Source organism: Flavobacterium arabinosi (genome assembly GCF_048158725.1).
Taxonomy (GTDB): domain Bacteria; phylum Bacteroidota; class Bacteroidia; order Flavobacteriales; family Flavobacteriaceae; genus Flavobacterium; species Flavobacterium arabinosi.
In genome coordinates, this window is the sequence record NZ_JBLNKX010000002.1 from 186,593 (window position 1) to 202,987 (window position 16,395).

The window sequence follows — 16,395 nt, forward strand, 5'->3', positions numbered from 1 at the left end:
GGAGAGGGTTAAGGTGAGAATTAATAAATGTATTCCTCTTTATTAGCCATCATGTCATTATAATCTTCTTTCGAACCTACAATTGTATGATCATATTCTCTCATACCCGTTCCGGCAGGGATTCTATGTCCTACAATTACATTTTCTTTCAATCCTTCTAAGTAATCGATTTTACCTGCAACAGCAGCTTCATTCAATACTTTAGTTGTTTCTTGGAAAGATGCAGCAGAGATGAACGATTTCGTTTGAAGTGATGCTCTTGTAATACCTTGTAAAACTGGTGTTGCAGTTGCAGTAATAACATCACGAGCTACAACAAGATTTTTATCTGTACGTTTCAAAAGAGAGTTTTCATCACGCAATTCACGAGGCGTAATAATTTGCCCTTCTTTTAAAGCGCTAGAATCTCCAGCATCTTCAACTACTTTCATACCATATAATTTATCATTTTGAACGATAAAATCTTTAGTGTGAATTAATTGATCTTCTAAGAATAAAGTATCACCTGGATCTTGTACTCTTACTTTACGCATCATTTGACGTATTACTACTTCAAAATGTTTGTCGTTGATTTTTACCCCTTGTAAACGATATACTTCTTGAATTTCATTTACCAAATACTGTTGAACAGCTGCTGGTCCTTGGATTCTTAAAATATCGTCCGGAGTAATTGCACCATCAGATAAAGGCACCCCTGCTCTTACGAAGTCATTTTCTTGAACTAGAATTTGGCTTGATAATTTAACCAAGTATTTTCTAATATCACCAAATTTAGATTCGATAACAATCTCACGGTTTCCTCTTTTGATTTTTCCAAAAGAAACAACTCCATCGATTTCAGAAACAACAGCTGGGTTTGAAGGATTACGAGCTTCTAACAACTCTGTAATTCTAGGTAAACCTCCTGTAATATCTCCTGATTTAGAAGAACGACGTGGGATTTTCACCAATACTTTACCTGCTTTAATTTTTTCACCGTTTTCAACCATCAAGTGGGCTCCAACCGGTAAGTTATAAGAACGGATTAGCTCATTGTCTTTACCGTAAACCAATAAAGTTGGAATTAATTTTTTAGCTCTAGATTCAGAAATTACTTTTTCTTGGAAACCAGTTTGCTCATCAATTTCAACCATGAATGATTGACCTTGCTCTAAATCTTCGTAAGCAATTTTACCGGTAAACTCAGAAACGATAACTCCATTATATGGATCCCATTTACAAATCACATCACCCTTAACAACAGATTGACCGTCTTTAACGAAGATACTTGAACCGTAAGGGATATTATTTGTACTTAATAAGATACCAGTTCTTTCATCGATTAATTTCAATTCAGATGAACGAGATACTACAATATCAACTGCATTACCATCACTATCTTCACCTTTAACAGTTTTTAAATCTTCAATTTCTAGTTTACCGTTAAATTTGGTAACAATACTAGATTCTTCAGAAATACCACCTGCAACCCCACCAACGTGGAATGTACGTAATGTTAACTGTGTACCCGGCTCTCCAATAGATTGAGCAGCAATTACACCAACTGCTTCTCCTCTTTGTGTCATTTTACCGGTAGCTAAATTCCTACCGTAACATTTAGCACAAATACCTTTTAAAGCTTCACAAACTAATGGTGAACGCACTTCCACTTTCTCGATAGGAGAAGCTTCAATTGCTTTCATAATAACCTCAGTAATTTGCTCGCCCGATTTAATTAAAACATCACTAGTTAAAGGATTAATTACGTCTTGCAATGCAACACGTCCTAAAATTCTTTCTCCTAAAGTTTCAACTATTTCTTCATTCTTTTTCAATGCAGATACTTCAACACCTCTAAGTGTACCACAATCATCGATGTTAACAATAACGTCTTGAGATACATCATGCAATCTTCTTGTTAAATATCCTGCATCGGCAGTTTTCAATGCCGTATCCGCAAGACCTTTACGTGCACCGTGAGTAGAAATAAAGTACTCAAGGATAGAAAGACCTTCTTTAAAGTTAGAAAGAATTGGATTTTCAATAATTTCACCACCACCAGCAGTAGATTTTTTTGGCTTAGCCATCAAACCACGCATACCGGTTAACTGACGAATTTGTTCTTTGGAACCCCTCGCTCCAGAATCAAGCATCATATACACCGAGTTGAAACCTTGTTGGTCTTCTCTAATGTTTTTCATTGCTAACTCTGTAAGTTGAGCATTCGCAGATGTCCAAACATCAATAACTTGGTTGTAACGTTCGTTATTAGTGATAAGACCCATATTATAATTTACAGAAATACCTTGAACTTGTTCTCTGGCGTCTGCAATTAATTTAGGTTTTTGATCTGGAATTCTAATATCACCAAGAGAGAATGACAATCCACCTTTGAAGGCAAATTTGTAACCCATATCTTTCATGTTATCCAAGAAAGCCGCAGTTGTAGGTACATCGGTAGCGCTTAAAACGTGTCCGATAATATCTCTAAGGTTTTTCTTAGTCAATACATCATTGATATATCCAGCTGCTTCCGGTACTACTTCATTAAATAATACACGACCTGCAGTAGTTTGTATGATTTGGAACACCAAGTCACCTGCTTCATTAAAATGTTTTGCTCTAATTTTCACACGAGCATTCAATTCTAATCTACCTTCATTCAAAGCAATATTTACTTCTTCAGCAGAATAAAAAGTGATTCCTTCTCCTAAAATTTTAAGCTCAGGAGTAGATAAACGTTCTTTGGTCATATAGTATAGACCCAAAACCATATCCTGAGAAGGTACCGTGATTGGAGCACCATTTGCAGGATTCAGAATATTGTGAGAACCCAACATTAATAGTTGTGCTTCCAAAATAGCTTCTGGTCCTAATGGCAAGTGAACTGCCATTTGATCCCCATCAAAATCCGCATTAAATGCAGTACAAACTAAAGGGTGCAATTGGATTGCTTTTCCTTCAATTAATTTTGGTTGGAATGCTTGGATACCTAATCTGTGCAAAGTAGGAGCACGATTCAGTAATATTGGGTGACCTTTGATTACATTTTCAAGGATATCCCAAACTACAGGCTCTTTCTTATCTATTATTTTCTTAGCTGATTTTACAGTTTTTACAATTCCTCTTTCTATCAATTTACGGATAACGAAAGGTTTGTATAATTCTGCTGCCATATCTTTTGGGATACCGCATTCAGATAATTTCAATTCAGGTCCAACAACAATTACCGAACGAGCAGAATAATCCACACGTTTTCCAAGTAAATTTTGACGGAAACGTCCTTGCTTACCTTTAAGGGAATCAGATAATGATTTTAATGGTCTGTTTGATTCTGTTTTTACTGCAGAAGCTTTACGCGTATTATCGAAAAGTGAATCTACAGATTCCTGCAACATACGTTTTTCGTTTCTCAAGATAACTTCTGGAGCTTTAATCTCCATTAATCTTTTCAAACGGTTGTTACGGATAATTACACGACGGTATAAATCATTTAAATCTGAAGTTGCAAAACGACCTCCATCAAGTGGCACAAGTGGACGTAATTCTGGTGGGATAACTGGAACCACTTTCATAATCATCCACTCCGGACGATTCTCACGGTTCAAGTTAGACTCACGGAAAGATTCAACAACTTGTAATCTTTTTAACGCTTCTGTTTTACGTTGTTTAGACGTTTCATTGTTAGCATTATGTCTCAATTGGTAAGACAAAGCATCAAGATCAATTCTTGCTAATAAATCCATAATACACTCTGCTCCCATTTTGGCAACAAATTTATTTGGATCAAAATCATCAAGATACTGGTTGTCAGCAGGAAGCGTATCTAAAATATTTAAATATTCTTCTTCTGTCAAAAAGTCTAGTCTTTGCAACGATTCTCCTTCTGCATTTTTAGCAATACCAGCTTGGATTACTACGTATCTTTCGTAGTAAATAATCATATCTAATTTCTTAGATGGAAGACCAAGGATATAACCAATTTTGTTTGGAAGCGAACGGAAATACCAGATATGAGCAATAGGCACAACAAGATTGATGTGACCTACTCTGTCTCTACGTACTTTTTTCTCAGTTACTTCTACACCACAACGGTCACAGATGATCCCTTTGTAACGTATTCTTTTATACTTACCACAAGCACATTCAAAATCTTTTACTGGTCCGAAAATTCTTTCGCAGAAAAGTCCGTCACGCTCCGGCTTGTGCGTTCTGTAGTTGATAGTTTCCGGCTTCAATACTTCACCTCTTGATTCTTTCAAGATAGATTCAGGAGAAGCAAGTCCTATTGAGATTTTATTAAACCTTTTTACAGGGTTTTTATCTTTATTGTTATTATTTCTATTATTCATCATAGTTTTTACTATTGATTTATTTGCAATTAAAAATTGATTTTAGATTTATGATTTATTTTTAAGCGAATCGCCCAAAAAAAGATTTAAATCATTAAACTATTACCTCGAATTACTTCTCTAAACTTCAATAAAAATTTTGAAGTGCTATTTATAAAACCGATTGGGTCTAAATAAAAAATCGGAACGGGTTACGGGTATAAATCCTAAAAACTTATATAAATGCCAAAGTAGAGACGCGATTAATCGCGTCTCTACAGTTGACAAAATTTATTTATTCTTCTAAACGAATGTCAAGTCCAAGACCTTTCAATTCATGCATTAATACATTGAATGATTCAGGTAATCCTGGTTCTGGCATAGATTCACCCTTAACGATTGCTTCGTAAGTTTTAGCTCTACCGATAACATCATCAGACTTCACAGTCAAGATTTCTCTAAGTGTACTTGATGCTCCATAAGCTTCAAGTGCCCAAACCTCCATCTCTCCAAAACGTTGCCCTCCAAATTGAGCTTTACCTCCAAGTGGTTGTTGAGTAATCAATGAGTATGGACCTATCGAACGTGCGTGCATTTTATCGTCAACCATGTGTCCAAGTTTCAACATGTAGATAACTCCTACTGTTGCCGCTTGATGGAAACGTTCTCCTGTACCACCATCATATAAATGTGTATGTCCAAAACGTGGTATTCCAGCTTCGTCAGTCAATTCATTGATTTGATCAAGAGTTGCTCCGTCAAAAATTGGTGTAGCAAATTTTCTACCCAAGTTTTGTCCAGCCCAACCAAGAACAGTTTCATAAATTTGACCAATGTTCATACGTGAAGGTACACCTAATGGGTTCAACACGATATCAACTGGCGTTCCGTCTTCAAGGAAAGGCATATCTTCATGACGAACGATACGAGCAACAATACCTTTGTTACCGTGACGTCCCGCCATTTTATCCCCAACTTTCAGTTTACGTTTTTTGGCAATATATACTTTCGCTAATTTCAAGATTCCTGCAGGCAATTCATCCCCAACAGTAATAGTGAATTTCTCTCTACGTAATGCACCTTGTAAATCGTTCAATTTAATTTTATAGTTATGAATTAAATCATTAACCATTTTATTAGTTGCATCATCAGCAACCCATTGACCTTTACTTAAGTGAGCAAAATCTTCAACTGCATAAAGCATTTTTTGAGTATATTTTTTACCTTTTGGTAAAACTTCTTCACCCAAATCATTCATTACACCTTGAGATGTTTTTCCGTTAACGATTAAGAAAAGTTTCTCAACCAATTTGTCTTTTAATTCAACGAATTTAGTTTCGAATTCCATTTCTAAAGCGCCTAAAGCATCTTTATCCTGCGTACGTTTGCGTTTATCTTTTACTGCTCTTGCGAACAATTTTTTGTCTAAAACAACACCATGTAAAGAAGGAGACGCTTTCAATGAAGCATCTTTTACATCACCTGCTTTATCCCCGAAGATTGCACGAAGCAATTTCTCTTCCGGAGTAGGATCTGATTCTCCTTTTGGAGTAATTTTTCCGATAAGAATGTCGCCAGGTTTAACCTCGGCTCCAATTCTGATCATACCATTTTCATCTAAATCTTTAGTAGCTTCTTCAGAAACGTTTGGTATATCGTTCGTCAATTCTTCGTTACCTAATTTAGTATCTCTAACTTCTAATGAATAATCATCAACGTGAATAGAGGTAAAAATATCGTCACGAACTACTTTTTCAGAAATTACAATCGCATCCTCGAAGTTGTATCCTTTCCATGGCATAAATGCAACTTTTAGGTTACGACCTAAAGCTAATTCACCATTTTGGGTCGCATATCCTTCAGATAATACTTGTCCAAGAACCACTCTGTCCCCTTTTCTTACGATAGGTTTCAAGTTGATACTTGTTCCTTGATTGGTTTTTCTAAATTTAATTAGATTGTATGTTTTCTCATCAGGCTCAAAACTTACCATTCTTTCTTCCTCAGAACGATCGTATTTGATAGTGATAATATTCGCATCTACATATTCAATAACTCCATCTCCTTCAGCGTTAATTAAAACTCTGGAATCAGAAGCAACTTGACGCTCTAAACCAGTTCCAACAATTGGAGCTTCAGGACGAATTAATGGTACGGCCTGACGCATCATGTTAGATCCCATCAAGGCTCTATTCGCATCATCATGTTCTAAGAAAGGAATCAAAGAAGCGGAGATAGAAGCAATTTGATTTGGAGCAACATCAGTATAATCTACTTTTGTTGGTTCAATTACCGGGAAATCACCTTCTTGACGCGCAATTACGTCTTCGGCAGTAATTTTTCCTGTAGCATCCATTTGGATATTTGCCTGAGCAATCATCATTCCTTCTTCTTCTTCTGCGCTTAAGTAAACAGGAGTGGAAACTAAATCTACAGTTCCATTTGTTACTTTACGGTAAGGTGTTTCGATGAAACCCATTCCGTTTACTTTAGCATAAACACCAAGAGAAGATATCAAACCAATGTTTGGTCCCTCAGGAGTTTCAATTGGACATAAACGTCCGTAATGCGTATAGTGAACGTCACGTACCTCAAAACCTGCTCTTTCTCTCGAAAGTCCACCTGGTCCTAGTGCAGATAATCTTCTTTTGTGCGTAATCTCGGCAAGTGGATTCGTTTGATCCATAAACTGAGACAACTGGTTTGTTCCAAAGAAAGAGTTGATAACAGATGATAATGTTTTAGCATTAATCAAATCTATTGGTGTAAACACCTCGTTATCTCTAACGTTCATACGCTCTCTAATAGTTCTAGCCATACGAGCTAAACCAACACCGAATTGTTGAGACAATTGTTCTCCAACTGTTCTAACACGACGGTTTGATAAGTGATCAATATCATCAATCTCTGCTTTAGAGTTGATCAATTCGATCAAATATTTTACAATGGTAATGATATCTTCTTTGGTAAGCACTTGCTTTTCCATTGGAATATCTAAACCAAGTTTTTTGTTCATTCTATAACGACCTACTTCACCTAAGTTGTAACGTTGATCAGAAAAGAATAATTTATCTATAATCCCACGAGCAGTTTCTTCATCAGGCGGTTCTGCGTTACGCAATTGTCTGTAGATATGCTCAACAGCTTCTTTTTCAGAATTTGTTGGATCTTTTTGAAGCGTATTGTGAATGATGGCATAATCACCTTGATTAGCATCTTCTTTATGCAACAAAATAGATTTAACGTTAGAATCGATGATTTCTTCCACATTATCTTTGTCGATAATTGTATCTCTATCAAGGATTATTTCGTTACGCTCGATAGAAACTACTTCACCAGTATCTTCATCTACGAAATCTTCATGCCATGTATTCAATACACGGGCAGCTAATTTTCTACCGACATATTTTTTAAGACCTGTTTTAGAAACCTTAATTTCTTCAGCAAGGTCAAAAATTTCTAGAATATCTTTATCTCTTTCAAAACCAATTGCTCTAAAAAGAGTGGTAACTGGTAATTTTTTCTTTCTATCAATATAAGCATACATTACGCTATTAATATCTGTAGAAAATTCTATCCAAGAACCTTTAAAAGGAATTACTCTGGCAGAATACAATTTTGTACCATTTGCATGGAATGATTGACCAAAGAAAACACCCGGTGATCTGTGTAATTGAGATACAACTACACGCTCAGCACCATTAATAACAAAGGTACCACTTGGTGTCATGTAAGGAATTGTACCAAGATATACATCCTGGACAATTGTTTCAAAATCTTCGTGTTCTGGATCAGTACAATATAGTTTTAACCTTGCTTTTAAGGGCACACTATAAGTAAGACCTCTTTCTATACATTCTTGAATTGTGTAACGTGGTGGATCTACAAAATAATCAAGGAATTCCAATACAAAGTTATTTCTTGTATCAGTAATTGGGAAATTTTCCATGAAGGTATTGTAAAGCCCTTCGTCGCCTCTTTCGTCAGATTTAGTTTCTAATTGAAAAAAATCTTTAAACGATTTAACCTGAACATCTAGAAAATCTGGATAATCAGGAATATTTTTTGTAGAGGCAAAATTCAATCTTTCAGTCTGATTTGTTATCATCAATGGACAAAATTTTGATTAAAAAAGTAATTTTTTGGTACAAATATTAATTTATTTATACTTTCCTTTTACAACCATTACATCTTTAAAAACCAATTTAAGATAACTACTTTTTTATTATCTGTTAATTTTTTTTCCTCGTAATGGGTAAAATGAATTTGTTTTAAAAGACTATTATGTAATTACACAAGGTAGACTTTTGTTATACGAAAAATGGTTTAGGTCATTGGGCGACTAAACCCAAGACCTAAACCTAATTCTTTAAACCGAGTTTAACTATTTAAGTTCAACCTCAGCTCCAGCTTCTTCTAAAGATTTTTTAAGCCCTTCAGCTTCTTCTTTAGAAACACCTTCTTTTACATTACTTGGTGCGCTATCAACTACATCTTTAGCTTCTTTCAAACCTAAACCTGTAAGTTCTTTAACTAATTTTACAACTGCTAATTTAGAAGCACCTGCTGCTTTTAATACAACTGTAAATTCAGTTTGAGCTTCTTCAACAGCAGCATCACCACCACCAGAAACTACTGCAGCTGCAGCAGCTGGTTCGATACCGTACTCATCTTTTAATATTGTTGCTAATTCGTTAACTTCTTTTACTGTTAGGTTAACTAATTGTTCTGCGAATTGTTTCAAATCTGCCATTTTTTCTATCGTTTTAAAATGATTTGTAAAAAATATAATTTATTTATTGTGCGCTTTTTGTGTAATAAAATTAGAGTAAGACTCTATTTTCATTATGCTTCCACTTCTTCTGTAACCTCTTCGCTTTTTGCGAATTGGTTTTGAAGAGCAGAAATAACTCTTTGTGCTGGTGACTGCAATAATCCAATAAGTTCGCCGATAAGCTCTTCTTTAGATTTAATAGTTGCTAATGCATCTAATTGATCGTCTCCAATATAAATTTCAGCATTAATATAAGCTCCCTTCAATACAGGTTTAGCTGATTTTTTTCTGAAATCTTTAATTATCTTACCAGGAGCGTTTGCTATCTCAGAAATGAATATAGCGCTATTACCAGTCAAAACTGAAGGTAAATCTCCATAATCATTAGCTGAAGCTTCCATTGCTTTTGCAAGCAAAGTATTTTTAACTACTTCTAATTTTATACCTGCTTTAAAGCAAGCTCTTCTCAAGTTTGAAGTTGTTTCTGCGTTCATTCCAGAAATATCAGATACATAAACAATGTTTGTACCAGCTAACTGTGCAGTTAAAACTTCAATCGCGATTGATTTTTCTTCTCTAGTCATACTAAAAATTTTTAACTGCCAATTATACTGCTTTAGGGTCCAAAGCAATTGCTGGACTCATAGTGCTAGTTAGGTAAATACTTTTGATGTATGTTCCTTTAGCAGCAGTTGGCTTAAGTTTGATTAATGTTTGAATAATTTCGTGTGCATTGTCAACGATTTGCTCGCTTCCAAAAGAAATTTTACCAATTCCTGCATGCACGATACCAGTTTTATCAACTTTAAAGTCAATTTTACCAGCTTTAACCTCTTGAACAGCTTTTGCAACATCCATAGTTACAGTACCTGTTTTAGGGTTTGGCATTAAACCCCTTGGTCCTAAAATACGACCTAATGGACCTAATTTACCCATAACAGATGGCATAGTGATGATTACATCAACATCTGTCCAACCGTCTTTAATTTTTTGTAAATAATCGTCAAGACCTACATAGTCTGCACCAGCTGCCAAAGCTTCCGCTTCTTTGTCTGGAGTAACCAATGCTAATACTTTAACGTCTTTACCAGTTCCATGAGGTAATGTTACCACACCTCTAACCATTTGATTCGCTTTTCTTGGATCTACGCCCAAACGCACTGCGATATCAACAGACTCATCAAATTTTGCAGAAGCAATTACTTTTATCAATGCCGCAGCATCTTTAAGAGAATATAATTTGTTCTTTTCAATTTTTGAAGCAGCCTCTTTTTGCTTTTTTGTCAATTTTGCCATGTCTTTCTCTTAATTAAAAAGGAGCGTCTCCTGATACAGTTATACCCATAGATCTAGCTGTTCCAGCAACCATACTCATTGCAGACTCCATAGTGAATGCATTTAAGTCTGGCATCTTGTCTTCAGCAATAGCTCTAATTTGTTCCCAAGTAACACTAGCTACTTTTTTACGATTAGGCTCACCAGAACCAGATTTTAGCTTTGCAGCTTCCATTAACTGAACTGCTGCTGGAGGAGTTTTTACAACAAAATCAAATGATTTGTCTTTATACACAGTAATTTGTACTGGGCATATTTTGCCGGGTTTATCTTGAGTTCTAGCATTAAATTGCTTACAGAATTCCATGATGTTTACCCCAGCAGCTCCTAAAGCAGGTCCAACCGGTGGCGACGGGTTCGCAGCACCTCCCTTAACTTGTAGTTTAACTACCTTACTAATTTCTTTAGCCATTTTTTAAAAAATTTAACACTACAATCATTGGAAGCGATTGTAATGGATATTATAGATGTAACAAAAAATTATACTTTTTCAACTTGCATAAAACTCAGCTCCAATGGTGTTTTTCTTCCGAAAATTTTCACCATAACTTCCAGTTTACGCTTTTCTTCATTGATTTTCTCAACCGTTCCATTGAAACCATTGAAAGGACCATCAACAACCTTAATAGTTTCTCCAATATTGAAAGGGATAGAACGGGTATCTGTATTAACAGCTAACTCATCCACTTTACCTAACATTCTATTCACTTCAGAAAGTCTTAATGGCACAGGCTCACCGCCTTTAATTTCACCTAAAAAACCAATAACACTTGTTATAGACTTGATAATATGAGGTATTTCACCTATTAGATTCGCCTCAATCATGACATAACCAGGAAAATAAACTTTATCCTTGATTATTTTCTTTCCTTCTTTTACAGTAACTACTTTTTCAGTAGGAACGAGAACTTGCGAAACATAATCACCCATCCCTAATCTTGCGATTTCAGTTTCGATGTATGCTTTCACTTTATTCTCCTGTCCGCTTACTGCTCTAACTACATACCACTTTTTAATACTACTATCTGCCATAACAAAAAAATTACGCTTTTATCCAGTTAAAAAATCCAGCCAAAGCTTTTGCGAAAATTTCATCTACTCCCCAAGTTGCCAAAGCGAATAATACTGAGAAAACAGCAACAACAATCGTTAGACGTTGCACCTCAGCCCAAGCCGGCCAAGTAACATTTGATTTTAATTCTTCAAATGCTTCTGATATGTAATTAACAACTTTTGTCATTATGATTTAGTTTATTTGCACGGGCGGAGGGATTCGAACCCCCATCAACGGTTTTGGAGACCGCTATTCTACCCTTGAACTACGCCCGTCTGTTAAAAGCCAGTAACAACCTAAGAAGTTACTGGCTTCATAATTTATTTATAGGATTATGCTACAATCTCAGTTACCTGACCTGCACCTACTGTTCTACCACCTTCACGGATAGCGAAACGTAAACCAACATTTAATGCAATTGCACTAAGCAATACAACATCAATAGTTAAGTTATCCCCAGGCATAACCATTTCTACACCTGTTGGCAAAGTAATGATACCTGTTACGTCAGTTGTACGTACGTAAAACTGTGGACGGTAGTTATTATGAAATGGTGTATGACGACCACCTTCTTCTTTTTTCAAGATATAAACCTCTGCTTTAAAAGTAGCGTGTGGTTTAACTGAACCTGGCTTACAAATAACCATTCCTCTTTTGATGTCTTCTTTTTGAATACCTCTTAAAAGAATACCTACGTTATCTCCAGCTTCTCCTCTATCAAGGATTTTACGGAACATCTCAACTCCTGTAATAGTAGAAGTTAATTTTTCAGCTCCCATACCAATGATTTCAACTGGATCTCCAGTATTAGCAACACCTGTTTCGATACGACCTGTAGCAACAGTTCCACGACCAGTGATTGAGAATACATCTTCAACAGGCATCAAGAAAGGTTTTGCAACATCTCTTACTGGCTCTTCGATCCAAGCATCAACAGCTTCCATCAATTCAAGAATTTTTGGTACCCAAGCTGGATCATTATTCAATCCACCTAAAGCTGAACCTTGAACAACAGGACCATTATCTCCATCATATTCGTAGAAAGATAACAAGTCTCTGATTTCCATCTCAACTAATTCAAGCAATTCCTCATCATCAACCATATCCACTTTATTCATGAATACAACCATTCTAGGAATACCTACCTGACGTCCTAAAAGGATATGCTCACGCGTTTGTGGCATTGGTCCATCAGTCGCAGCAACTACAAGAATAGCACCATCCATTTGAGCAGCACCCGTAACCATGTTTTTTACGTAATCCGCGTGACCAGGACAGTCAACGTGAGCGTAATGACGATTAGCAGTTTCATACTCAACGTGAGATGTATTAATTGTAATACCTCTTTCTTTTTCTTCTGGAGCATTATCAATTTGATCAAATGATTTTGCTTGACAGTAACCTGCATCAGACAATACTTTTGTAATTGCCGCAGTTAATGTCGTTTTTCCGTGATCCACGTGCCCAATTGTTCCAATGTTTAAATGGGGCTTGTTACGGTTAAAATTTTCCTTTGCCATTTTACTTAATTTTTAATCTTAGTTATATATTAATTTCTATTTCCTACTTACTTGAGCCAATGTCGGGAATTGAACCCGAGACCTCTTCCTTACCAAGGAAGCACTCTACCCCTGAGCTACACCGGCAGAATCCTTGATGTCAGAACTTTGATTTGAGATTTCAGATTCAAAAAAAATTTAAAACCTTAATTTCAATTCTACATTATTCTGTGGGGAGAGCAGGATTCGAACCTGCGAAGTTTACACAGCAGATTTACAGTCTGCCCTCGTTGGCCGCTTGAGTATCTCCCCTACTTCTTCTATTGTCAAACCGTTACAGTTTTGAGCCGGCGGAGGGACTCGAACCCACGACCTGCTGATTACAAATCAGCTGCTCTAGCCAACTGAGCTACGCTGGCGAATCAATAAAAAAAGTCCGCTATTTCTAACGGACTGCAAATGTAGAGATTTTATCTCTCAATCAAAACATTTTTTCAAAAAAATTTGTATTAAATGTGTGAACTTATTTTTTCTTTCCTTTTTACCAACAATCGTTCTAAAGATTCAGCACAAAGCTCCACCGCTTCTTCAAAAATTTTACACTGCTTTTTAACTACAAAATCATCTCCCGGAACATTAATTTTTATCTCAGCAATTTTGTTCTCTTTATCACTTGTTTTTTCAACTTTCAAAAAAACATCCGCCGATACTACTTTATCGTAATATTTTTCTAATTTGTCCATTCTTTCCTGAACAAAATCTAGTAGCTTTCTGTCAACAGCAAAGTTAACCGCTTGAACATTTACCTTCATAATCATTTTTTTTTAATAGTTAAACATTTCCGAATTACTTCTGATTCCTTGGATGCGCATCTTCATATACTTTTTTTAACTCTGTTAAACTACTGTGCGTATATATTTGCGTTGACGCCAAACTAGAATGTCCTAATAATTCTTTTACTGAGTTCAAATCGGCTCCGTTATTTAATAGATGAGTTGCAAACGTATGTCGCAATATGTGCGGACTCTTTTTTACTTTCTCGGAGACAGCACTAAAGTAAGAATTTATTAATCGATACACAAAAGAATCATTTAATTTTAACCCTTTTTTTGTGAGAAAAAAATAATCGCCATCCACTATCGACAGCACAGAGGAACGCTCCTTTAAATACAAAGAAAACTGATTTATAATTATCGGCAAAACTGGCAATATCCGCTCCTTATTCCTTTTCCCCAGCACTTTAACCGTACCGCCAGATAAATTGACATTAACTACTTTTAAATGAATCAACTCCGTTCTTCGCATGCCCGTAGTGTAAAACAAATCGACTATAAGTTTATTTCTTATTTCCTCAAAGCCCACTGGATTTTGCACATGAATCAACGCATCCTCAAGTTCTTTTTCAGAAAATGGAATTTGTAATATTTTAGGAGTTTTTAGCGCTTTGTGCTTCAATAGCGGACTCACTTCTATTTGTTTTGTTTTTAATAGAAATTTATAAAATGCTTTTAAGGATGCAATTTTTCTATTAACCGAGGTATTTGATATATCATTATCAACAAGAGAAACAATCCAAGTTCTAATTTGACTATAATTGACTTGCTCAATATTCTCTTGATCAAAATGAATCTTATTGAATGACTCAAAAGAAGCAATATCATTGCAATAAGCAGTTACAGTATGCGAAGAATATTTTTTCTCTAACTGTAGATAATCCCGAAATGCATCTTTATTAGTAGCCATAAAAAAACCGTTAGCATCAAAGTTATAAAACTTTAATGACTAACGGTACTTTATTCTAATAGATATTGACTAACTCTCTAAGTTATCTCTCATATTTTGGATATAAGCCGCTTTTTGAATTTTGATTCTATTTGTAACTGAAGGCTTAATAAAAGCAGTACGCGCTCTTAATTGACGAACAGTTCCTGTTTTATCAAATTTTCTTTTGTAACGTTTTAACGCTCTATCGATATTTTCTCCGTCTTTAATTGGTATAATTAACATAATATAGACACCCCCTTTCTTTAAGTGTGCAAAAGTAAACATTATTTTGAATTATGATTCATGAATTATAGATTATTTTTGGGCGTGCCGGCAGACATCACTTTTATCATTCACAAAACGTTAATTCGTCCGCCGTCAGGCTGTCCGTTTCAAGTCCTCATTGCATTCCGGGCTTTCCTCTTCCATCCTTCACGCAAAAAAAGAGTCAAGCTACAATTTAATTCATCTTGACTCTTTATACTATATTCAAATTTTCAAAAACTATGCTTTCAATAAATTTCTGGAAATTACTATTTTTTGAATTTCAGTAGTTCCTTCTCCAATGGTACACAATTTAGAATCTCTATAGAATTTCTCCACTGGATAATCTTTAATATAACCATATCCACCATGAATTTGCACCGCTTCATTCGCTACTTTTACACAAACTTCTGAAGCATACATTTTAGCCATAGCTCCCATCGTGGTAACCGGTTTGTGTTGTTGTTTTAAGAAAGCCGCTTTGTGCAGCAACAATTCCGAAGCTTCAATTTCAGTAGCCATATCAGCTAACTTGAATGAAATTCCTTGAAACTCACAAATTGGCTGCCCAAATTGATGTCTTTCTTTCGAATATTTCAACGCCGCTTCATACGCTCCCTTAGCAATTCCTAGCGACAATGCTCCAATAGATATTCTTCCACCATCTAAAACTTTCATCGCTTGAATAAAACCTTGTCCGACTTCCCCTAATCTGTTAGCATCAGGAATACGACAATTATCAAATATTAATTCAGCTGTTTCACTGGCACGCATTCCTAATTTATTCTCTTTTTTCCCAGAAGTAAAACCCGGCATCCCTTTTTCGAATACAAAAGCAGTCATTCCTTTCGAATCTCCTTTTTCACCCGTACGAACAATTACCACGGCGATATCTCCGGAAATAGCATGTGTTATGAAATTCTTAGCTCCATTGATAATCCAGAAATCTCCATCTTTTTTTGCAGTAGTATTCATTCCACCAGCATCTGATCCTGTATTGTGCTCTGTCAACCCCCAAGCACCTATATGCTCAGCAGTCGCTAGTTTCGGAATCCATCTTTTCTTTTGCTCTTCGTTTCCAAAAGTTAAAATATGATTGGTACATAAAGAATTATGTGCAGCTACAGATAGTCCAATGGATGGATCCACTTTTGATATTTCTTCTACAACAGTAATGTACTCATGATATCCTAATCCAGAACCTCCAAGTTCTTCTGGCACTAAAACACCCATAAACCCCATTTCACCTAATTTTTTAAACAATGGCACAGGAAATGTTTGTGCTTCATCCCACTCCATTATATTCGGACGAATTTCTTTTTCAGCAAAATCTCTTATAGATTGTGCAATCATAGATTGCGTTTCGTTGTAATCAAAGTTCATTGTGATAGTGTT

At 35.7% G+C, this 16,395-nt stretch carries 13 protein-coding genes and 4 tRNA genes; all 17 read right to left on the reverse strand.

From position 1 onward, the window contains the following. Window positions 1–20: 20 nt before the first annotated feature. Window positions 21–4,334, reverse strand: a complete 4,314-nt coding sequence (rpoC, locus tag ACM55K_RS04915) for a DNA-directed RNA polymerase subunit beta' (RefSeq protein ID WP_416849142.1) — start codon at window positions 4,332–4,334, stop codon at window positions 21–23. A 271-nt stretch (window positions 4,335–4,605) separates the two neighbouring features. Beyond that, on the reverse strand, window positions 4,606–8,418 hold the full coding sequence (gene rpoB / locus ACM55K_RS04920) for a DNA-directed RNA polymerase subunit beta (protein ID WP_416849143.1): 3,813 nt from the start codon (window positions 8,416–8,418) through the stop codon (window positions 4,606–4,608). Between the two features lie 276 nt (window positions 8,419–8,694). Beyond that, window positions 8,695–9,063, reverse strand: coding sequence for a 50S ribosomal protein L7/L12 (rplL, locus tag ACM55K_RS04925; protein WP_416844035.1), 369 nt, complete (start codon window positions 9,061–9,063; stop codon window positions 8,695–8,697). A gap of 92 nt (window positions 9,064–9,155) precedes the next feature. Next, on the reverse strand, window positions 9,156–9,668 hold the full coding sequence (gene rplJ, locus ACM55K_RS04930) for a 50S ribosomal protein L10 (RefSeq protein WP_416849144.1): 513 nt from the start codon (window positions 9,666–9,668) through the stop codon (window positions 9,156–9,158). Between the two features lie 22 nt (window positions 9,669–9,690). Next, window positions 9,691–10,380, reverse strand: coding sequence for a 50S ribosomal protein L1 (rplA, locus tag ACM55K_RS04935; RefSeq protein ID WP_416847062.1), 690 nt, complete (start codon window positions 10,378–10,380; stop codon window positions 9,691–9,693). A gap of 13 nt (window positions 10,381–10,393) precedes the next feature. Then, on the reverse strand, window positions 10,394–10,831 hold the full coding sequence (gene rplK / locus ACM55K_RS04940) for a 50S ribosomal protein L11 (protein ID WP_066082293.1): 438 nt from the start codon (window positions 10,829–10,831) through the stop codon (window positions 10,394–10,396). 68 nt (window positions 10,832–10,899) lie between these two features. Next, the gene (nusG, locus tag ACM55K_RS04945) at window positions 10,900–11,451 is read right to left on the reverse strand and encodes a transcription termination/antitermination protein NusG (protein ID WP_416847061.1); all 552 of its coding nucleotides are present in this window, start codon (window positions 11,449–11,451) and stop codon (window positions 10,900–10,902) included. A 10-nt stretch (window positions 11,452–11,461) separates the two neighbouring features. Continuing rightward, entirely contained in the window at window positions 11,462–11,659 is a 198-nt protein-coding gene (gene secE / locus ACM55K_RS04950; protein WP_039109059.1) for a preprotein translocase subunit SecE, read from the reverse strand. Between the two features lie 18 nt (window positions 11,660–11,677). After that, window positions 11,678–11,748, reverse strand: a tRNA-Trp gene (locus ACM55K_RS04955). 57 nt (window positions 11,749–11,805) lie between these two features. Beyond that, entirely contained in the window at window positions 11,806–12,993 is a 1,188-nt protein-coding gene (gene tuf, locus ACM55K_RS04960) for an elongation factor Tu (RefSeq protein ID WP_416844030.1), read from the reverse strand. Window positions 12,994–13,047: 54 nt separating this feature from the next. After that, window positions 13,048–13,119 (reverse strand) — tRNA-Thr (locus tag ACM55K_RS04965). Window positions 13,120–13,203: 84 nt separating this feature from the next. Continuing rightward, window positions 13,204–13,284: transfer RNA gene (locus ACM55K_RS04970), tRNA-Tyr, on the reverse strand. Between the two features lie 33 nt (window positions 13,285–13,317). After that, window positions 13,318–13,391: transfer RNA gene (locus ACM55K_RS04975), tRNA-Thr, on the reverse strand. 90 nt (window positions 13,392–13,481) lie between these two features. Then, the gene (gene hpf, locus ACM55K_RS04980; RefSeq protein WP_416849145.1) at window positions 13,482–13,784 is read right to left on the reverse strand and encodes a ribosome hibernation-promoting factor, HPF/YfiA family; all 303 of its coding nucleotides are present in this window, start codon (window positions 13,782–13,784) and stop codon (window positions 13,482–13,484) included. Between the two features lie 34 nt (window positions 13,785–13,818). Beyond that, complete coding sequence (locus ACM55K_RS04985; RefSeq protein ID WP_416849146.1) at window positions 13,819–14,715, reverse strand: tyrosine-type recombinase/integrase; 897 nt, start codon at window positions 14,713–14,715, stop codon at window positions 13,819–13,821. Between the two features lie 69 nt (window positions 14,716–14,784). Next, window positions 14,785–14,979: a 30S ribosomal protein S21 gene (gene rpsU, locus ACM55K_RS04990; RefSeq protein ID WP_035670421.1), complete on the reverse strand. Its 195-nt coding sequence runs from the start codon at window positions 14,977–14,979 to the stop codon at window positions 14,785–14,787. Between the two features lie 261 nt (window positions 14,980–15,240). Then, entirely contained in the window at window positions 15,241–16,383 is a 1,143-nt protein-coding gene (locus ACM55K_RS04995) for an acyl-CoA dehydrogenase family protein (protein ID WP_416849147.1), read from the reverse strand. Between the last annotated feature and the right edge of the window lie 12 nt (window positions 16,384–16,395).